Below are 19020 nucleotides of genomic sequence, written 5' to 3' on the forward strand. Positions count from 1 at the left end.
AATTGCCGGGCTGGGCAGCCTATTCCTTCGCCGAACGCTCCCGCTTCAGGCGGTGCCAGAACTCCAGGCGCTTCAGCGTTTCGCGCTCGAAGCCGCGTTCCTGCGGCTTGTAAAACCTCGTGTCCGTGCTGCGCAGCTCCTCCGGAAAGAACTCCTGTCCGGAATAGGCATCCGGATAATCATGGTCGTATTTGTAACCCTCGTGATAGCCAAGGTCTTTCATCAGCTTGGTCGGCGCGTTGAGGATGCTCTTCGGCGGCGGAATGGAGCCTGTCTGGCGCGCCATCTCAAGTGCTGCATCGAAGGACCGGTAACTGGCATTGGATTTTGGCGCAGTCGCGACAAAGACGATCGCCTGGGCGATGAAGAGCCGGCCTTCCGGCCAGCCGATACGCTCGAAGGCTGTCCAGGCGGCAATCACCTGCGGCATCGCGTTTGGATCGGCCATGCCAACGTCTTCACTGGCAGCGCAAGCCAGGCGGCGAAACAGTGTCGTCGGATCCTCCCCCGCATCCACCATGCGCGCGCCCCAATAGAGCGCCGCGTCGACATCGCTGCCCCGCAGGCTTTTGTGAAAGCAGCTCAGGAGATTGTAATGGCCATCCTGTGCCTTGTCGTAGATCGGCATGCGCTTCTGCAGGGCTTTGGACAAACGCCCTATGTCGAGATCTTCGGCCTCTCCAAGCGACAGGACATCGTCGGCCAAGCCCACCAGATAGCGCCCGTCCCCATCGGCCATATTGATCAAGGCGGTCCGCGCGTCCTCCGTCAGCGGCAACCGCTTTCCGACAAAACTCTCCACCCGCGCCAAAAGCAGTTCGGATGAGGCTGTGTCGAACGGATTGAGCGTGAAAACCTTCAGCCGCGACAACAAGGCCGCCACCAGGCTGAAGCTCGGATTTTCCGTCGTCGCGCCGATCAGGATGACAGTGCCGTTTTCGACATGCGGCAACAGGGCATCCTGCGTACTACGGTTGAAGCGGTGCAACTCATCGACGAAGAGGATGGTCTGGCGGCCGATGGTCCGGTTGTTTTTTGCCGTATCGAAGACCTTGCGCAGATCGGCAATGCCGGACATCACGGCGGAAAGCTGGACGAACTCCATCTTTGCCGAGGTGGCGACAAGGCGCGCAATCGTGGTCTTTCCGACGCCCGGCGGGCCCCAGAGGATGAACGACCCGACCGTGCCACCCGACAGCATGCGGGCAATTGGGCCATTTTCACCCAGAAGGTGATCCTGGCCGATGACCTCTTCCAGCTTTTCAGGACGAAGAGCGTCGGCAAGCGGCCGGTGGGTATCCTCATCGAACAGCGTCACATGCAACTCCCCCATCCGGAACGGCCGGTCCCATGACCGGCCGGAGCAAGATGCTTATGTCCCCCGGAAGACGGGAAAACGATCACCGGAAGAACTGACGGATACGCTGACCGTCGCGTTCGATCTCGACGCGCCACAGCGATGGATCATCCTTGGCAATCGTTTCAAGCGTCGTGGACTTGTCGATCGGCGTGCCGTTGACGGCGATGATGATATCTTTGGGTTGGAAACCAACGCGGGCCGCAGGTGATCCACGATTGATCTGCGTGATCACGACACCTTGCGAGGACGCTGGCATCCGCAATTCGTCGGCCAACCGCGGCGACAGATTGCCGACCACTGCTCCCGAGAAGGGATTGCGGCCCTCGATCAGGCGCTCGTCGCGCGGCGATGTCTCCGGCGCTTCTGCAAGCGCAAGCTCGATGTCGCGCGTCTTGCCGTTTTCACTGATCGTTACTTTGGCGACATGGCCGATGCCAACGGTGGTCAGGCGGTAGCCCAGCGCATCGGGATGCTCGACCGGAATGCCATTGACGGTGACGATCACCTGGCCGGGCTTGATGCCGGCCTTCTCCACCGGCCCGCCTTCGATGACGGAACTGACCAACGCGCCGCGTGCCCGGTCGAGCCCGAGCGCATCGGCAACTTCCGATGTCACCGGCTCGAAACTTGCGCCGATAAACGGCCGGGTAAAGCTGCCATTGCCGCCTTCGGCTGACGCGACGAAGACCTTGACCAGATTGGCAGGAATGGCAAAGCCAACGCCGTTGGAGCCGCCACCGCGTGAAAAGATCGCGGTGTTGATGCCAATCAGCTGGCCGCTCATATCGATCAGGCCACCACCGGAATTGCCGGGATTGATCGCCGCATCGGTCTGGATGAAGAAGCCGAAGTCACCAGTGATAACCTGATTGCGGGCCAGCGCCGAAACGATGCCGCTGGTGACGGTCTGGCCGACGCCGAAGGGATTGCCGATCGCCAGAACGAGATCGCCGACTTCAACCGCATCGGAATCACCAAGCGGTACGGTTTCGAAAGGGCCGTCCGATTTGATCTTCAGCACGGCGAGATCGAGCCGCTCGTCCTTGAGCATGACCGTGGTTTCGAACTCGCGGCCATCGGCAAGCGCAATCTTGATGTTATCGGCATCGGTGATGACATGATAATTGGTGACGACGATGCCATTCTTGCCGACGATGACGCCGGAACCGAGCGAGGACTGCTTTTCCGACCGATTGGGCATGCGCTGGCCGAAGAACTGCTCGAAAAACGGATCATCGGCGAAAGGCGAGCGGCTCTGAACGGTCTTCTCCGCATAGACGTTGACGACGGCATTGGCCGTCTGCTTGACCAGCGGCGCAAAGGACAGCTGCATTTCCGTCTTGCTCTGCGGCAACACTTTTGGCGTATCGGCCTGCTGTGCCTGCGCGGAAGAAACCAAAGACACCGCAGAGCCTCCGGGCTCACCCGGCTTTCCTATAAAGACCAGACCAGCAGCCAGAACACCGACAGCACTGAGGGCAACGAACGAATAAAGAAAACGCGGCATGTCAAACAGTCCCATCAAATCAATCTCGCGGACACACAGATAGGACGCTGGCTGTTAAAAAGCAAAGGCGGCCCGATCACCGAAAAAGCGGAAGCCTGGCTTGAACGATGGCACCGTCTCAAATTGCCAAAGCGCTTACTACTTGACACAACTTATTCGCGAAGAATGGATCAGGAGCGTGAGTTCATGCGAGAATTCGTTGCCAAATCCCCGGCTTCCGGGCGTTCACCAGAGCCATGCTTCATGATCCCCTCATATTCAGCTCTCATGACGAAGTCATCGACTTCGGAATCGGTCACGTTCTACACCAGTTCCCGGAAACGGCGGATGATCTCGACAATTTTCTGGATTACTGGCTGAACGCGAATGCGACGGACCAGCAACTGGAAGATCTTTGGACCGCATCGAACGCGGACTTTTTCCTGATCGGGGAAGCCGGTCGACCCTTTCTCGCCCGTGCCCTTGAGATGCTGCGAGAGCAACGTGGCACGCCTTCGTCGCCATAAGACGGCACAGCAAAAAGGCCGGGCGATCTCGCACCCGGCCTTCTTAAAGTCTCAGTCCGCAGACCGATTAAGCGGCGTCTGCAGCTTCTGCTTCGGCAGCAACGCGTGCGATATCCTTGGCGCCCTTGGCCGAGGTGTCGCGGTCAACAAATTCAATGACGGCCAGAGCCGCATTGTCGCCGTGACGGTAGCCAGCCTTCATGATGCGCAGGTAGCCGCCGTTGCGGGTTGCGTAACGTGTTGCGATGGCATCGAACAGCTTGCCGACGACGGCAACGTCGCGGATCTGCGAGATGGCCTGACGACGAGCATGAAGGTCGCCCTTCTTGCCGAGCGTAACGAGCTTCTCGACGATTGGACGGATTTCCTTTGCCTTCGGCAGGGTCGTGATGATCTGCTCATGTTCAATGAGCGAAGCAGCCATATTGGCAAACATTGCCTTACGGTGGCTTGCAGTTCTATTCAGCTTGCGGCCGGCTACACCATGGCGCATTGCTATTCTCCTTTAAATGCAGGTGCCCTTTTCGTTGTATGGGCCTGCCGTTTCCTGGCACATACAGACTTCCTTGCGGAGCCTGCTGTTTGACGGGGAAAGGCAGAGGGTTAACCTGCCTTTTTTGTTGTTAATACTGGTCTTCGTAGCGCTTGGCGAGATCTTCGATGTTCTCGGGCGGCCATGCGGGCACTTCCATGCCGAGATGCAGGCCCATGGAAGCGAGAACTTCCTTGATTTCGTTCAGCGACTTGCGGCCAAAGTTCGGAGTGCGAAGCATTTCTGCTTCGGTCTTCTGAATGAGGTCGCCGATATAGACGATGTTGTCGTTCTTCAGGCAGTTGGCCGAACGGACCGAAAGTTCCAGTTCGTCGACCTTCTTGAGCAGTGCCGGGTTGAACGCCAGTTCGGTAACGGCTTCTTCTTCGGCTTCCTTCTGCGGTTCGTCGAAGTTGACGAAAACGCCGAGCTGGTCCTGAAGGATGCGGGCCGCGAAAGCGACTGCATCTTCACCGGTGACGGAACCATCGGTCTCGATCTGCATCGACAGCTTGTCGTAGTCGAGAACCTGGCCTTCACGGGTGTTTTCCACCTTGTAGGACACTTTCTTGACGGGCGAATATAGGCTGTCGACCGGAATGAGGCCGATCGGTGCATCTTCCGAACGATTGCGGTCTGCAGGCACGTAGCCCTTGCCGTTGTTGACGGTGAACTCCATGCGGATCTCAGCGCCCTCGTCGAGGGTGCAGATCACATGGTTCGGGTTGAGGATTTCGATATCGCCAACCGTCTGGATGTCACCGGCGGTCACAACGCCCGGACCCTGCTTGCGCACAACCATGCGCTTTGCGTCGTCGCCATCCATCTTGATGGCGATTTCCTTGATGTTCAGCACGATGTCCGTCACGTCTTCCCGGACACCCGGGATCGAGGAGAACTCATGCAGAACGCCGTCGATCTGCACTGCGGTAACAGCAGCACCACGAAGCGACGACAGAAGAACGCGGCGAAGCGCGTTGCCGAGGGTTAGGCCAAAGCCACGCTCCAGCGGCTCGGCAACAAGGCTAACCTTGGTGCGGCCGGTGGACGAGAACTCAACCTTGTTCGGCTTGATCAGTTCCTGCCAGTTTTTCTGAATCATATGTTTTGCCTTCTGTTCGTTGCCACCATTCAATCGTGGCAACCGAGCCTTGAAGCGCCGGGAGAGGTAACCCCCTCACCGGCTGGATGAATGCGTAAACTTAAACGCGGCGCTTCTTGCGCGGACGGCAACCATTGTGCGGGATCGGCGTGACGTCACGGATCGAGGTGATCATGAAGCCAGCAGCCTGAAGCGCACGCAGAGCCGATTCACGGCCGGAACCCGGGCCGCAGACTTCGACTTCGAGCGTCTTCATGCCGTGTTCCTGGGCCTTCTTGGCCGCATCTTCAGCAGCCATCTGAGCTGCGAACGGGGTCGACTTACGCGAGCCCTTGAAGCCTTTCGAACCAGCCGAAGACCAGGCAATCGCGTTGCCCTGTGCGTCGGTGATGGTGATCATCGTGTTGTTGAACGACGAGTTGACGTGCGCAACGCCCGTAGAAATATTTTTCCGCTCGCGACGGCGAACGCGTGTGGCTTCCTTGGCCATGGTATACCTTTCGTTGATCTCTGCACCGCCGTAGTACCAGCGGCTCCACCGGGCGGAGATTAACCCCTGCCCTGAATTTTCAAGTCATGCGCGAACGGACAAATCCGTTCTGCGCGGCGATATCGTCACTGCCGTAATTCCAGCAGCTCCACCGGAGGGACGCTGGCGCGCCCTTCCGAAACCACAAAAGAGGCCGGCGCCGAGCGCCAGCCCCTGCATTCCCCATTTCTGGGAAATTATTTCTTCTTGCCTGCAATCGCCTTTGCCGGGCCCTTGCGGGTACGAGCATTGGTATGCGTGCGCTGACCGCGAACAGGCAGCGAACGACGGTGACGCAGACCGCGGTAGCAGCCCAGGTCCATCAAACGCTTGATGTTCATCGAGGTTTCGCGACGCAGGTCGCCTTCAACCTGATAATCACGGTCGATTGCTTCGCGGATCTGAAGAACTTCAGCATCCGTCAGTTGGTGCACACGACGTTCAGCCGGGATACCGACCTTCTCGACGATTTCCTGTGCGAACTTCGCTCCGATCCCGTGAATGTAACGAAGCGCGATTACTACGCGCTTGCTCGTCGGGATGTTGACGCCAGCGATACGTGCCACGCCTGTTCTCCTTGCTTCCAGTTGCCATCCGGCAATAGGTGCTTCGTTATGCAGCCCTTGAGAGGCCGACTGTGAAAGTTCTGTTCGGAACACGTCAAAAGAATCGCGCCCGGACTTCGTCTTTGAAATCCGCGCCGATCCCTAGCATGCTGCGAGTTAGCGCGGTCTTTGAAGGAATCGACCGCAAAAGTCAACTCCCCGGCAGTCCTTTTTCAAGAACTGCCTTTTAGGCGTCGGCGGAAGCCGATGCCAGAATTGCGTTGATCTCAGAGGTGACGGTCTCGACCGGCGCCATTCCATCAACTGTCTTCAACTCGCCTGTGACAGCATAATGCTGCGACAGAGGCGCCGTCTTCTCGCGATACTCGACAAGACGCTTCTTGAATGCTTCCGGATTATCGTCGGAGCGAACCTTACCGCCAGCGGCAATGGTTTCTGCTACGCGATTCTCGATGCGCCGTACAAGCGCATCTTCATCCACCTTCAATTCGATGACCGAATCAAGCCGCAACCCCTTGCCTGCAAGCATCTTGCCAAGGGCAACGGCCTGCGGAACGGTGCGCGGATAGCCATCGAGAATAAAGCCATTCGCGCAGTCGGCCGAATCGATCCGGTCGGACACGATCTCGTTGACGATCTCGTCGGAGACGAGCTGACCGGCATCCATGACAGCCTTGGCACGTTTACCGACATCCGTCTCAGCCTGGACGGCCGCCCGCAGCATATCACCTGTGGAAAGCTGCGGAATACCGTATTTTTCCGTCAGAAGCTTGGCCTGTGTTCCCTTGCCAGCTCCCGGCGGTCCTAAAAATATTAGTCTCATCGGCCCCTCTTTCCTCCACGCAGCTTCGATTTCTTGATCAGCCCCTCATACTGCTGGGCAATCAGGTGACCCTGCACCTGTGCTACAGTATCAAGGGTAACGCTGACAACAATCAAAAGCGACGTACCACCAAGGTAGAACGGCACGCCGGTCTGCGCGATCATGACTTCGGGCAGAATGCAGACAAACATCAGGTAGATCGCGCCGAGCACGGTGATGCGCGTCAGGACGTAGTCGATGTATTCCGCAGTGCGCTCGCCTGGGCGGATGCCGAGGATGAAGCCGCCATGCTTCTTCAGATTGTCGGCCGTATCCTTCGGATTGAAGACGATAGCTGTGTAGAAGAAGGCAAAGAACGCGATCATGCCGCCGTAGAGCACCATGTAGAGCGGCTTGCCGTGACCGAGGGCAGCAACGATGGTCGTGGCCCAGCCTGGCAGCGCTGCGCTGTTGGCAAAGCCTGCAAGCGTTGCCGGCAGAAGCAGAAGCGACGACGCGAAGATGGCGGGGATAACGCCGGCGGTATTGAGCTTCAGCGGCAGATGCGAGGTGTCCCCCTGAAACATCTTGTTGCCGACCTGTCGCTTCGGATACTGGATCAGAAGCCGGCGCTGGGCGCGTTCCACGAAGACGATCAGCGCGATAACGCCGACGACCATGACGATGATGGCGAGAATCAGCGGCGTCGACAGGGCGCCGGTGCGGCCAAGTTCGAGCGTGCCGGCCAGAGCCGTCGGCAGATGCGCGACGATACCGGCAAAGATGATCAGCGAGATACCGTTGCCGATGCCGCGCGAGGTAATCTGCTCGCCGAGCCACATCAGGAACATGGTGCCGCCGAGCAGCGAAATGACCGTCGATATCCGGAAGAACCAGCCCGCATCGACGACGAGACCGTTGCCGCTCTCAAGGCCGACCGCGATGCCATAGGCCTGCAGCGTGCCGAGAAGCACCGTGCCGTAGCGGGTGTACTGGTTGATGACCTTGCGGCCCTGCTCGCCTTCCTTCTTCAACTGTTCAAGCGACGGAACCACGGAGGTCATCAGCTGAACGATGATGGAGGCGGAAATGTAAGGCATGATGCCGAGGGCAAAGATCGCCATGCGCTCGACGGCGCCGCCGGAAAACATGTTGAAAAGGCCGAGGATACCACCGCTCTGCCCGGCAAACGCCTGCGCAAAAGCTTCCGGGTTGAGGCCCGGCAGCGGAATATAGGTGCCAAGACGATACACCAGAAGCGCGCCAAGGGTGAACCAGAGGCGGCGTTTCAGATCTTCGGCTTTTGCGAACGTCGCAAAATTCAGGTTGGAGGCGAGCTGTTCCGCTGCAGAAGCCATGCAATTCTCCGCGTAGCCAGTTCAGAACCCGCGGGGAAACCCGGTCAGATCCGGAAAGAGCTATCTTCTTTTTATGAAAACCGGCTTGGAAACGACTGCAACTGCAATCTCGCGCCTCACCGTGGTTCCCGATCAATATTCTGCGCCGGACGAATCCGGCAGCGCATCTGTGAGGCTCTCATATGGGAGCAAAACCGCCCGGTGTGAAGCACCCCGGGCGGTTCATCAGCAACTAATTATTCAGCAGCGCCCGAAAGCAGCTTGATCGAACCGCCAGCCTTTTCGATCTTTTCGATCGCAGGCTTGGAAGCGCCGGCAACTTCGATCGTTACCTTTGTCTTCAGTTCGCCATCGGCGAGAACCCGAACGCCATCCCTGGCGCGGCGGATAACGCCGGCAGCCGTCAGAGCAGCAGCATCGATGGCCTTGGAAGCATCAAGCTTCTTGGCGTCGATGGCGATCTGGATACGGCCGAGCGACACGACAACAAAATCCGAACGGAAAATGTTGTTGAAGCCGCGCTTCGGCAGACGGCGGTAGATTGGCATCTGGCCGCCTTCGAAGCCGTTGATGGCGACGCCGGAACGAGCCTTCTGACCCTTGACACCGCGGCCGGCAGTCTTGCCGGATCCGGAGCCGATACCACGGCCGAGACGCTTGCGGTTCTTTGTAGAACCTTCGTTGTCTTTGATTTCATTCAGTTTCATGATGGTATCCCCCTCACTTCTCTTCGACGACGCGAACGAGGTGCTGGACGGCCCGGATCATGCCACGAACGGAAGGTGTATCTTCCAGAACGCTAACCCGGTGCATCTTGTTGAGACCGAGACCGATCAGCGTTGCACGCTGTACGGCTGGGCGGCGAATGGGGCTGCCGATCTGTTCGACCGCAACCGTCTTCTTTGCAACTTCTTTCTTAGCCATTGTTCAGGCTCCCTTATTCTTCGGAAGCAACGCCGGCGGATACGCGGCGGCTCTGCAGAGTGGCATACTTCATGCCGCGCTGAGCTGCGATATCCTTCGGGTGCATCTGGCTCTTCAGGGCGTCGAACGTGGCGCGAATCATGTTGTACGGGTTCGAAGAACCAGTCGACTTCGCAACAACGTCGTGCATGCCGAGCGTTTCGAAAACAGCGCGCATCGGACCACCGGCAATGATACCGGTACCGGCCTTGGCAGCACGCAGCAGAACCTTGCCTGCGCCGTGACGGCCATGAACGTCGTGATGAAGCGTACGGCCCGAGCGCAGCGGAACGAAGATCAGTTCGCGCTTGGCAGCTTCGGTGGCCTTGCGGATGGCTTCCGGCACTTCACGTGCCTTGCCATGACCGAAGCCAACGCGGCCCTTCTGGTCGCCGACGACGACGAGAGCAGCAAAGCCGAAACGACGGCCGCCCTTGACGACTTTTGCGACGCGGTTGATTGCTACGAGCTTGTCAACGAATTCGCTGTCGCGCTCCTCGCGGTTCTGGCGATCGTCGCGAGAACCTCTTTTTTCTTGTGCCATTGTCCTTTTCCTTTTTCTTTTCCGGGTGCAATCGGCAGATTGACAAAAAGTCGCCCCGCCCCTTCGAGGGAGCGGAAGCGACGCGCTTTATAAAAAGCGGTTCGATGATCCGTCCAGGCAAGCCCGGACGGATATCATCTTAGAAGTTCAGGCCACCCTCGCGGGCTGCCTCGGCGAGCGCCTTGACGCGGCCGTGATAGATGAAGGCGCCACGGTCAAAGACAACGTCCTTGACACCAGCCTTCGAGGCGCGCTCTGCGAGGAGCTTGCCAACGGCAGCAGCAGCTGCCGTGTCAGCGCCCGTCTTAAGCGACGGACGCAGATCCGTGTCGAGTGTCGAGGCAGACGCAACGGTCTTGCCAGCAACATCATCGATAACCTGTGCATAGATGTTCTTCGACGAGCGATGAACGGACAGGCGCAGACGGCCATTGGCCACTGCCTTGACTTGACGGCGCACGCGGCTGGCGCGGCGCACAAGTGTATCTTTCCTTGTAGCCATTTCGCGTGATCCTTACTTCTTCTTGCCTTCTTTGCGGACAATCCGCTCGCCAGCATACTTGACGCCCTTGCCCTTGTAGGGCTCGGGGCCACGGTATTCGCGGATTTCTGCCGCGACCTGGCCGACCTGCTGCTTGTTGATGCCGGTGACGACGATTTCCGTCGGCTTCGGCACAGCAATCGAGATGCCTTCAGGAGTCTGATAGACCACGTCGTGGCTGAAACCGAGTGCCAGCTGCAGGTTCTTGCCCTGAAGCGACGCGCGATAACCAACGCCGTTGATTTCGAGCTTGCGCTCGTAACCGTCCTTGACGCCCTTGAAGATGTTTTCGATCATCGTGCGGGACATGCCCCACTTGGAACGAGCATCCTTGGACTGGTCAACCGGGGTCACCGACACCGCGTTGTTGTCTTCCAGCTTTACGACGACTTCGTCGTTAGCAACGAAGAAGAGTTCGCCTTTCGGGCCCTTTGCAGTCACTGTCTGGCCACTAACCGTGGCCGTGACACCTGCAGGAACCGGAACGGGCTTTTTACCGATACGAGACATATTTCAAACCTGTCTGTCCGTTATGGAGGTCACTGCTACCGTATTAGAATACGGAGCAGAGAACCTCGCCACCAACGTTCTGTTCGCGTGCCTGATGATCGGCCATCACACCCTTCGGAGTCGAAAGGATAGTGATACCGAGACCGTTCGCGACCTGCGGAATGGACTTGACCGAGACATAAACTCGGCGGCCCGGCTTCGATACGCGGCCGATCTCACGGATCACCGACGCACCTTCGTAGTATTTCAATTCGATATTGATCTCGGCCTTGCCGTTACCAAATTCGGTTTCCGAATAACCGCGGATGTAACCTTCAGCCTGAAGGACATCGAGGACGCGTGCGCGCAGCTTGGAAGCCGGAGTGGAAACACTCGACTTGCGGCGTGCAGCACCATTGCGGATACGGGTGAGCATATCGCCCAGCGGATCAGTCATTGCCATCTACCCGTCTCCTTACCAGCTCGACTTAACAATGCCCGGCACCTTGCCGAAATTGCCAAGTTCACGAAGCGCAATACGCGACATCTTGAGTTTGCGATAATATGCACGCGGGCGACCAGTCACTTCGCAACGGTTGCGAACGCGGGTCTTGGAACCGTCACGCGGCAGGCTCGCCAACTTCAAAGTTGCCTTGAAGCGCTCTTCGATCGGAAGAGACTGGTTCATGATGGTAGCCTTCAGGGCTGCGCGCTTGGACGCATCCTGGGCAACCGACTTACGGCGGCGATTGTTTTTTTCAATTGCGCTCGTCTTCGCCATTCAACTTAATCCTTCTGCTTGTCGTTACGGCTTACTGGCGAAACGGGAAGTTGAACTCTGTGAGCAGAGCGCGTGCTTCGTCGTCGTTCGTTGCCGTCGTGCAAACGATGATGTCCATGCCCCACATCTGATCAACCTTGTCGTAGTTGATCTCCGGGAACACAATGTGTTCCTTGACACCCATGGCGAAGTTGCCACGGCCGTCAAAGCTCTTCGGATTCAGGCCGCGGAAATCTCGAACGCGCGGAAGCGCGATGTTGATCAGGCGGTCCAGGAATTCGTACATGCGAACGCCGCGCAGGGTAACCTTTGCGCCGATCGGCATGCCTTCGCGCAGCTTGAAGCCGGCGATGGAGGTGCGGGCCTTGGTGATTACCGGCTTCTGGCCGGCAATCGCTGCGAGGTCTGCTGCAGCAACCGTCGGCTTCTTGCTATCAGCCGTCGATTCACCAACACCCATGTTGATAACGATCTTGTCGAGGCGCGGGATCTGCATGACGTTTGCGTAGGAGAACTTCTCCTGCATCGCCTTGGTGATACGCTCGGCGTAATCAACCTTGAGCCGCGGCTCGTACTTCTTGACGTCAGCCATCGATCACTTCTCCCGAACGCTTGGCCACACGGACCTTCTTGCCGTCCTCAAGAACCTTGAAGCCGACGCGGGTCGGCTTGCCATCCTTGTCGGAAACCGCAAGGTTGGAAAGGTGAATGGAGGCTTCCTTGTTGATGATACCGGCTTCCTGGGCCTGGGTCTGGCGCTGGTGACGCTTCACCATGTTTACGCCACGCACAACGGCCCGGTCTTCCTTAGGCAGAACCTGGAGAACTTCCCCAGAACGACCCTTGTCCTTGCCGGTCAATACGACGACTTTGTCGCCCTTGCGAATCTTTTGCATCTCAATCGCTCCTTACAGTACTTCTGGAGCCAGCGAGATGATCTTCATGTGGTTCTTGGCGCGAAGTTCGCGCGGAACCGGTCCGAAGATACGGGTGCCGATCGGCTCTTTCTTGTTGTCGATAAGAACAGCTGCGTTGTTATCGAACCGGATGACGCTGCCGTCCGGACGACGGATGTCCTTGGCTGTGCGAACGACAACCGCCTTCATCACATCACCCTTCTTGACGCGGCCGCGCGGAATAGCTTCCTTGATCGAAACGACGATAATGTCGCCGACCGAAGCGTACTTGCGCTTGGAGCCGCCCAGCACCTTGATGCACATGACACGACGTGCGCCGGAATTATCCGCCACGTCGAGGTTTGTTTGCATCTGAATCATGTCAGGTCGCCTTCTTGTTGTGACCGGACCGGTTGGGCCAACCTCATCAGATTGAGGGCCCCCTGTTCCAGCTTCTAAATTTCTGTTCTCGCGCGGGATCGATCATTGCCAGGGTGGTTTCCTAAACAGGACCTTCCGTGCGCTCAAAGCAAAAGAACGCTCGTAGTCGAGCGTCCTTGCGCTGCTTCATACAGATTTTCGCGGCCGACGCAAGGGTCGGATGCGAAACTCTTAAGAATTAGGCCTGAACGGAGACAACCGTCCAGGTCTTATCCTTGGAAATCGGCGCGCATTCCTCAATGGAAACCTGATCGCCGACCTTGTACTGGTTATTCTCGTCATGCGCCTTGTACTTCTTGGACCGGCGAACGGTCTTCTGGAAGATCGGGTGCGCGAAACGACGCTCGACACGGACCACGACGGTCTTATCGTTCTTGTCGCTGACGACTGTGCCCTGCAGAATGCGTTTTGGCATATTCTTAGATCCTTAAGCCTTGGCTTCTGCCGCCTTCTGGCGGGCAATTGTTTTGACGCGCGCAATGCCCTTACGGACTTCATTGATGCGCGACGACTTTTCGAGCTGGCCTGTGGCCTTCTGGAAGCGCAGGTTGAACTGCTCTTTCTTCAGCTTGGCGAGCTCTTCGTTAAGCTGATCGGCGCTGAGCGCGCGGATGGTATCGGCTTTCATTGGGCTTTACTCCTTACTCTGCAATGCGCTGAACGAAGCGCGTCTTGACAGAGAGTTTCGCAGCACCAAGGCGAAGCGCCTCGCGGGCGAGTTCTTCGCTGACGCCGTCGATTTCGAACATCATTCGGCCGGGCTTGACCTTGCAAGCCCAATATTCAACCGAACCCTTACCTTTACCCATGCGCACTTCGGTCGGCTTTGCCGTGACCGGTACGTCTGGGAATACGCGGATCCATACGCGACCGGCACGTTTCATGTGACGGGTGATCGCGCGGCGGGCCGCTTCGATCTCGCGTGCGTTTACGCGGTTCGGCTCCTGAGACTTCAGGCCGAATTCACCGAAAGCAAGGTCGGAACCGCCCTTGGCAACGCCCTTGATGCGTCCCTTGAACTGCTTGCGGTACTTAGTGCGCTTTGGCTGCAACATTTTTTTAATTCTCCGATATTAGCTGCCAGGAACGACTGTTACGCGTTTTCGCGACGACGGTTGTTGCTGCTGGGGCCCTGGGCATCTGCCTCGGACGAACGACGCTCGGAAGCCATCGGATCGTGTTCGAGGATTTCGCCCTTGAAAATCCAGACCTTGATGCCGCAAATACCGAAAGCGGTCTTGGCTTCAGCCACACCGTAGTCGATGTCGGCGCGAAGCGTGTGCAACGGCACGCGGCCTTCACGGTACCATTCGGTACGCGCGATTTCAGCACCGCCGAGGCGGCCGCCGCAGGTGATCTTGATGCCTTCGGCGCCAAGACGCATTGCGGACTGAACGGCACGCTTCATCGCACGGCGGAAAGCCACGCGGCGTTCGAGTTGCTGAGCAATCGACTGGGCGACGAGCGCCGAGTCGACTTCCGGCTTGCGCACTTCAACGATGTTGAGGTGCGTTTCCGACTTGGTCATCTCGCCGATCTTCTTGCGCAGCTTTTCGATGTCTGCGCCCTTCTTGCCGATGATCAGGCCCGGGCGAGCCGAGTGGATCGTGACGCGGCACTTCTTGTGCGGACGCTCGATAACCACCTTGGCGATACCGGCCTGCTTCAGCTCTTCCATGACGTAGGCACGGATCTTCAGGTCTTCGTGAAGAAGCTGACCGTATTCTGCGTTGTCCGCGAACCAGCGGCTATCCCAGGTACGGTTGATGCCGAGGCGGAAGCCGACTGGATTGATCTTCTGACCCATTATGCGGCCTCCCCTTTAGCTTCGACTTCGCGAACAACGATCGTCAGATGCGCGAAAGGCTTTTCGATACGCGATGCACGGCCACGGCCACGAGCGTGGAAACGCTTCATGACGATGGACTTGCCAACGTAAGCCTCGGCAACGATCAGGCTGTCGACGTCGAGATCGTGGTTGTTCTCTGCGTTTGCGATCGCAGATTCCAACGTCTTCTTGACAGTGTCCGAGATCCGCTTGCGCGAGAACTCGAGTTCGGCCAGAGCCCGGTCGACCTTCTTGCCACGGATCATCGCAGCTACCAGGTTGAGCTTCTGGGGGCTGACGCGGATCGTGCGCGCGATTGCCTGCGCCTCGTTATCCTTCAGCCGGCGTTCGGCTTTTGCCTTGCCCATAATTACTTCCTCTTTGCCTTCTTGTCCGCACCGTGACCGTAATAGGTCCGGGTCGGAGAGAATTCACCGAATTTGTGGCCGATCATGTCTTCGTTGACACTAACCGGAACATGCTTGCTGCCGTTGTAGACGCCGAACGTGAGACCGACGAACTGCGGCAGGATGGTGGAGCGACGGCTCCACATCTTGATCACTTCGTTGCGGCCGCCTTCACGAACCTTCTCAGCCTTCTTGAGAAGATAGCCGTCAACAAACGGACCTTTCCATACTGAACGAGTCATTGGAGACTTCCTCTCTTACTTCTTACGCTGATGACGCGAGCGCATGATGAACTTGTCGGTCGACTTGTTCGAGCGCGTACGCTTGCCCTTGGTGGGCTTACCCCAAGGCGAAACCGGATGACGGCCACCCGAGGTGCGGCCTTCACCACCGCCGTGCGGATGGTCAACAGGGTTCATGACGACGCCGCGAACGTGCGGACGCTTGCCACGCCACACCGAACGACCGGCCTTGCCGTCGTTGATGTTGCCGTGGTCCGGGTTGGAGACTGCACCGACCGTTGCAAGGCAGGAGCCGTGCACCAGGCGCTGTTCGCCAGACGACAGGCGAAGGATCGCCATGCCCTGGTCGCGACCAACCAGCTGTACGTAGGCGCCAGCGGAGCGAGCGATCTGACCGCCCTTGCCCGGCTTCATCTCGACGTTGTGAACGATCGAACCAACCGGCATGTACTGAAGCGGCATGGTGTTGCCTGGCTTCACGTCAACCTGCTTTTCCGAAGCGATCACCTTGTCGCCGGCAGCAAGGCGCTGCGGAGCGATGATGTAGGCTTGCTGGCCGTCCGCATAGTTGATCAGCGCAATAAACGCCGTGCGGTTCGGGTCGTATTCCAGACGCTCGACCGTGCCTTCGACGTCGAACTTGCGACGCTTGAAGTCGATCAGGCGGTAGGTACGCTTGTGACCACCACCCTGGTAACGCACGGTGATGCGGCCAGTGTTGTTGCGTCCGCCCTTGGAGGACAGGCCTTCGGTCAGCGACTTGACCGGCTTGCCCTTGTGCAGGCCGGACCGGTCGACGATGACCAGCTGGCGCTGGCTCGGGGTGGTCGGATTGAAACTTTTCAATGCCATTGTTCTATTCCTCAGAGTCCGGTTGAGACGTCGATGGTCTGACCGTCAGCGAGCGTGACGATAGCCTTCTTGACGTCCTTTTGCCGGCCAGCGAAGCCACGGAAGCGCTTCAGCTTGCCCTTGCGGACCAGCGTGTTGACAGCCGTAACCTTGACGCCGAACAGTGCTTCGATTGCAGCCTTGATTTCAGGCTTCGACGCATCCTTGGCGACGTTGAAGATGATCTGGTTCTGTTCAGAAACCAGCGTCGACTTTTCGGTGATCGACGGAGCGAGGATCACATCATAGTGGCGGAGGTTAGTCATTTGAACCGCTCCTCAAGAGCTTCAACTGCAGCCTTGGACAGGACGAGCTTGCCGCGGCGCAGAATGTCGTAAACGTTGATGCCCTGCACCGGCAGAACGTCCACGTTCGGGATGTTCTGAGCTGCGAGCTTGAAATTGCTGTCGAGTTCGGCGCCGCCGATGAACAACACGTTGGTCAGGCCGAGCGTTGCGAATGCGCCGGTCAGCACCTTCGTCTTGGCTTCAGCAGCAACCAGGTTGTCAACGATGATCAGCTCTTCGGCACGAAGCTTAGCGGACAGCGCATGGCGCAGACCGAGAGCACGAACCTTCTTGGGCAGGTCATGGGCGTGGCTGCGAACAACCGGGCCATGAGCCTTACCACCGCCGCGGAACTGCGGAGCACGAGCCGAATGGTGACGAGCGCGGCCCGTACCCTTCTGCTTGAACATCTTGGCGCCGGTGCGTGCGATTTCTGCACGGCCCTTTGCCTTGTGCGTACCCTGCTGCTTCTTGGCAAGCTGCCAGCGAACGACGCGGGCAATGATATCTTCGCGCGGCTCAAGGCCGAAAATCGCGTCGGACAGGGAAACCTTACCGGCCTCTTTGCCCTCGAGTGTGGTGACGTTGAGATCCATGATCTGGCCCCCTTACTTGGCTGCGCGCACAGCGGCAGGACGCGGAGCGTCAGCCGGAGTGCCGGACTTGATGGCGTCGCGAACGACGATCCATGCGCCCTTGGAGCCGGGTACGGCGCCCTTGACGAGGATCAGACCGCGGTCTTCATCGGTGGAGACCACTTCCAGGTTCTGGGTGGTGATGCGTGTCTGACCCATGTGGCCAGCCATGCGCTTACCCTTCCAGACGCGGCCCGGATCCTGGTTGGAACCAGTCGAACCATGCGAACGGTGCGATACGGACACGCCGTGCGTTGCACGCAGACCGCCGAAGTTGTGGCGCTTCATGGCACCGGCAAAACCCTTACCGGCAGATGTACCGGTGACGTCGACCAGCTGGCCGGTGACGAAATGGTTTGCAGTGATTTCTGCGCCGACATCGATCAGATTGTCCGACGAAACGCGGAACTCAACGACCTTGGCCTTCGGCTCTACGTTGGCGGCAGCGAACTGACCACGCAACGGCTTGCTCGTGTTCTTGACTTTAGCCTGGCCAGCACCGAGCTGAACTGCGGTATAGCCATTCTTGTCTTCTGTGCGATGGGCAACCACTTGGCAGTTTTCCATCCGCAATACTGTAACTGGGATGTGCTCACCAGCGTCGTTATAGACGCGGGTCATCCCAATCTTCTGTGCAATCACACCTGAACGCATTGGTTCATTCCTCTTGAGAGTTAGCAATGGGGAGAACCCCGCTGCATCTCTGGTTTAAGGTTTCCCTATCTTCATCTGATCCAAATGAATCATCCGGTCGAAGGGTCGCCCATTTTTGGAAGCCGTTGGACCGAAATCCACGTACCTTCCTTGTTTTTAAAGCTTGATTTCCACATCTACGCCGGCAGCGAGGTCGAGCTTCATCAGCGCGTCAACAGTCTGGGGAGTAGGATCGACAATATCGAGGAGACGCTTGTGGGTGCGCATCTCGAACTGTTCACGGCTCTTCTTGTCCACGTGGGGCGAGCGGTTGACAGTAAACTTTTCAATCCGCGTAGGAAGCGGCACCGGACCACGAACCGAAGCGCCTGTGCGCTTGGCCGTCGAAACGATTTCCCGCGTGGAGGCATCAAGAATCCGGTGATCAAACGCCTTGAGGCGGATACGGATATTCTGGCCGTTCATTCGAGTTATCCTTGTTGTTGTTAAGCGAAAGCCCCAGGGTGAGGCATTTCGTTATTCGTTTCCGGGTGCTGATGCTTCAAAGAGCACAAAGAGCAAATCACTCTCTGTCCGTTTCTGCAATTCGACCCGCACATATACGGAATCGGCGTCCGACACAATGACCGAACGCCCACGAAAGCACGTTTTTTCGCGCTTCCGTCAATTCGAGAGGCATACACCTTTAGGCGCAGGCTTCGACCAGCAAATATTCAAGGAAGCGGCGTTTGAACGCGCCGCTTCCCAACCGAGTAAATTACTCGACGATCGAGGCGACGATGCCGGCGCCGACGGTGCGGCCGCCTTCGCGGATGGCGAAGCGCAGCTTTTCTTCCATCGCGATCGGAACGATCAGCTCGACGGAAACCGTGACGTTGTCGCCAGGCATAACCATTTCCGTGCCTTCAGGAAGCGACACGATGCCGGTCACGTCCGTCGTACGGAAGTAGAACTGCGGACGGTAGTTGGTGAAGAACGGTGTATGACGGCCGCCCTCTTCCTTCGTCAGGATGTAGGCTTCAGCCATGAACTTCTTGTGCGGCTTGACCGAACCCGGCTTGCAGAGAATCTGGCCACGCTCGACGCCGTCACGGGTAACGCCGCGAACCAGTGCACCGATGTTGTCGCCAGCCTGGCCCTGATCGAGCAGCTTGCGGAA

General features: G+C 58.1%; 30 protein-coding genes and 1 pseudogene. 1 reads left to right on the forward strand and 30 read right to left on the reverse strand.

What is annotated here, in order from left to right; translation table 11 throughout:
- Positions 1-19: 19 nt before the first annotated feature.
- Positions 20-1333, reverse strand: coding sequence for a replication-associated recombination protein A (locus tag ACP7E0_RS32170; RefSeq protein WP_426131116.1), 1314 nt, complete (start codon positions 1331-1333; stop codon positions 20-22).
- Positions 1334-1400: 67 nt separating this feature from the next.
- Entirely contained in the window at positions 1401-2693 is a 1293-nt protein-coding gene (locus ACP7E0_RS32175) for a DegQ family serine endoprotease (RefSeq protein WP_426131135.1), read from the reverse strand.
- A 410-nt stretch (positions 2694-3103) separates the two neighbouring features.
- On the opposite strand from ACP7E0_RS32175, the gene ACP7E0_RS32180 reads away from it, so the two are divergent.
- Positions 3104-3373, forward strand: a complete 270-nt coding sequence (locus ACP7E0_RS32180; protein WP_426131117.1) for a hypothetical protein — start codon at positions 3104-3106, stop codon at positions 3371-3373.
- Positions 3374-3440: 67 nt separating this feature from the next.
- Here ACP7E0_RS32180 and rplQ read toward each other — a convergent pair whose 3' ends face one another.
- From rplQ to tuf, 28 genes and pseudogenes are all read right to left on the reverse strand, one after another.
- A complete protein-coding gene (gene rplQ / locus ACP7E0_RS32185) occupies positions 3441-3866 on the reverse strand; it encodes a 50S ribosomal protein L17 (RefSeq protein WP_060638386.1) in 426 nt (141 codons plus the stop codon).
- 130 nt (positions 3867-3996) lie between these two features.
- Positions 3997-5007, reverse strand: coding sequence for a DNA-directed RNA polymerase subunit alpha (locus ACP7E0_RS32190; RefSeq protein ID WP_060638418.1), 1011 nt, complete (start codon positions 5005-5007; stop codon positions 3997-3999).
- Positions 5008-5107: 100 nt separating this feature from the next.
- Positions 5108-5497 (reverse strand): 30S ribosomal protein S11, encoded by a 390-nt coding sequence (rpsK, locus tag ACP7E0_RS32195; RefSeq protein ID WP_018328263.1) that lies wholly within the window; start codon positions 5495-5497, stop codon positions 5108-5110.
- Positions 5498-5733: 236 nt separating this feature from the next.
- Positions 5734-6102 (reverse strand): 30S ribosomal protein S13, encoded by a 369-nt coding sequence (rpsM, locus tag ACP7E0_RS32200; protein WP_071832785.1) that lies wholly within the window; start codon positions 6100-6102, stop codon positions 5734-5736.
- 226 nt (positions 6103-6328) lie between these two features.
- The gene (locus ACP7E0_RS32205) at positions 6329-6925 is read right to left on the reverse strand and encodes an adenylate kinase (protein ID WP_426131120.1); all 597 of its coding nucleotides are present in this window, start codon (positions 6923-6925) and stop codon (positions 6329-6331) included.
- Positions 6922-8262, reverse strand: coding sequence for a preprotein translocase subunit SecY (gene secY / locus ACP7E0_RS32210; RefSeq protein ID WP_426131122.1), 1341 nt, complete (start codon positions 8260-8262; stop codon positions 6922-6924). Before secY ends, ACP7E0_RS32205 begins: the two co-directional genes overlap by 4 nt.
- A 236-nt stretch (positions 8263-8498) precedes the next feature.
- On the reverse strand, positions 8499-8969 hold the full coding sequence (gene rplO / locus ACP7E0_RS32215) for a 50S ribosomal protein L15 (protein WP_113317592.1): 471 nt from the start codon (positions 8967-8969) through the stop codon (positions 8499-8501).
- Positions 8970-8982: 13 nt separating this feature from the next.
- Entirely contained in the window at positions 8983-9186 is a 204-nt protein-coding gene (gene rpmD / locus ACP7E0_RS32220) for a 50S ribosomal protein L30 (RefSeq protein ID WP_113243437.1), read from the reverse strand.
- 13 nt (positions 9187-9199) lie between these two features.
- The gene (gene rpsE, locus ACP7E0_RS32225; protein ID WP_060505083.1) at positions 9200-9769 is read right to left on the reverse strand and encodes a 30S ribosomal protein S5; all 570 of its coding nucleotides are present in this window, start codon (positions 9767-9769) and stop codon (positions 9200-9202) included.
- A gap of 139 nt (positions 9770-9908) precedes the next feature.
- Positions 9909-10271, reverse strand: coding sequence for a 50S ribosomal protein L18 (rplR, locus tag ACP7E0_RS32230; protein ID WP_037100619.1), 363 nt, complete (start codon positions 10269-10271; stop codon positions 9909-9911).
- Positions 10272-10283: 12 nt separating this feature from the next.
- On the reverse strand, positions 10284-10820 hold the full coding sequence (gene rplF / locus ACP7E0_RS32235) for a 50S ribosomal protein L6 (protein WP_037169468.1): 537 nt from the start codon (positions 10818-10820) through the stop codon (positions 10284-10286).
- Positions 10821-10863: 43 nt separating this feature from the next.
- Complete coding sequence (gene rpsH / locus ACP7E0_RS32240; RefSeq protein ID WP_056335736.1) at positions 10864-11262, reverse strand: 30S ribosomal protein S8; 399 nt, start codon at positions 11260-11262, stop codon at positions 10864-10866.
- 12 nt (positions 11263-11274) lie between these two features.
- Positions 11275-11580 carry a 30S ribosomal protein S14 gene (gene rpsN / locus ACP7E0_RS32245; protein ID WP_037100611.1) on the reverse strand — a complete coding sequence of 102 codons (306 nt, stop codon included), beginning with the start codon at positions 11578-11580 and terminating at the stop codon, positions 11275-11277.
- 31 nt (positions 11581-11611) lie between these two features.
- Positions 11612-12172 carry a 50S ribosomal protein L5 gene (rplE, locus tag ACP7E0_RS32250; protein ID WP_113317591.1) on the reverse strand — a complete coding sequence of 187 codons (561 nt, stop codon included), beginning with the start codon at positions 12170-12172 and terminating at the stop codon, positions 11612-11614.
- Entirely contained in the window at positions 12165-12476 is a 312-nt protein-coding gene (gene rplX, locus ACP7E0_RS32255; RefSeq protein WP_113317590.1) for a 50S ribosomal protein L24, read from the reverse strand. Before rplX ends, rplE begins: the two co-directional genes overlap by 8 nt.
- A 12-nt stretch (positions 12477-12488) precedes the next feature.
- Complete coding sequence (rplN, locus tag ACP7E0_RS32260) at positions 12489-12857, reverse strand: 50S ribosomal protein L14 (protein WP_018328276.1); 369 nt, start codon at positions 12855-12857, stop codon at positions 12489-12491.
- Between the two features lie 238 nt (positions 12858-13095).
- A complete protein-coding gene (gene rpsQ, locus ACP7E0_RS32265) occupies positions 13096-13332 on the reverse strand; it encodes a 30S ribosomal protein S17 (protein ID WP_037100601.1) in 237 nt (78 codons plus the stop codon).
- A 12-nt stretch (positions 13333-13344) separates the two neighbouring features.
- Positions 13345-13545, reverse strand: coding sequence for a 50S ribosomal protein L29 (rpmC, locus tag ACP7E0_RS32270; protein WP_113243433.1), 201 nt, complete (start codon positions 13543-13545; stop codon positions 13345-13347).
- Between the two features lie 13 nt (positions 13546-13558).
- On the reverse strand, positions 13559-13972 hold the full coding sequence (gene rplP / locus ACP7E0_RS32275; protein ID WP_018239489.1) for a 50S ribosomal protein L16: 414 nt from the start codon (positions 13970-13972) through the stop codon (positions 13559-13561).
- Between the two features lie 38 nt (positions 13973-14010).
- Entirely contained in the window at positions 14011-14724 is a 714-nt protein-coding gene (gene rpsC, locus ACP7E0_RS32280) for a 30S ribosomal protein S3 (RefSeq protein WP_113317588.1), read from the reverse strand.
- Positions 14724-15113 carry a 50S ribosomal protein L22 gene (gene rplV / locus ACP7E0_RS32285; RefSeq protein ID WP_018328280.1) on the reverse strand — a complete coding sequence of 130 codons (390 nt, stop codon included), beginning with the start codon at positions 15111-15113 and terminating at the stop codon, positions 14724-14726. The genes rpsC and rplV overlap by 1 nt, the downstream gene beginning before the upstream one ends.
- Before the next feature lie 2 nt (positions 15114-15115).
- A complete protein-coding gene (gene rpsS / locus ACP7E0_RS32290; protein ID WP_037100590.1) occupies positions 15116-15394 on the reverse strand; it encodes a 30S ribosomal protein S19 in 279 nt (92 codons plus the stop codon).
- Positions 15395-15409: 15 nt separating this feature from the next.
- Complete coding sequence (gene rplB, locus ACP7E0_RS32295; protein WP_113243431.1) at positions 15410-16246, reverse strand: 50S ribosomal protein L2; 837 nt, start codon at positions 16244-16246, stop codon at positions 15410-15412.
- A gap of 11 nt (positions 16247-16257) precedes the next feature.
- Positions 16258-16551, reverse strand: a complete 294-nt coding sequence (locus ACP7E0_RS32300) for a 50S ribosomal protein L23 (protein ID WP_113317587.1) — start codon at positions 16549-16551, stop codon at positions 16258-16260.
- The gene (gene rplD / locus ACP7E0_RS32305) at positions 16548-17168 is read right to left on the reverse strand and encodes a 50S ribosomal protein L4 (RefSeq protein WP_113243429.1); all 621 of its coding nucleotides are present in this window, start codon (positions 17166-17168) and stop codon (positions 16548-16550) included. The genes ACP7E0_RS32300 and rplD overlap by 4 nt, the downstream gene beginning before the upstream one ends.
- Positions 17169-17180: 12 nt before the next feature.
- Positions 17181-17861 carry a 50S ribosomal protein L3 gene (rplC, locus tag ACP7E0_RS32310; RefSeq protein ID WP_113317586.1) on the reverse strand — a complete coding sequence of 227 codons (681 nt, stop codon included), beginning with the start codon at positions 17859-17861 and terminating at the stop codon, positions 17181-17183.
- A 156-nt stretch (positions 17862-18017) separates the two neighbouring features.
- Entirely contained in the window at positions 18018-18326 is a 309-nt protein-coding gene (gene rpsJ / locus ACP7E0_RS32315) for a 30S ribosomal protein S10 (protein WP_003507767.1), read from the reverse strand.
- 292 nt (positions 18327-18618) lie between these two features.
- Positions 18619-19020, reverse strand: a pseudogene (gene tuf / locus ACP7E0_RS32320) (elongation factor Tu); the annotation flags it as partial.

The sequence above is a fragment of the Pararhizobium sp. PWRC1-1 genome (assembly GCF_049897905.1).
GTDB lineage: Bacteria > Pseudomonadota > Alphaproteobacteria > Rhizobiales > Rhizobiaceae > Pararhizobium.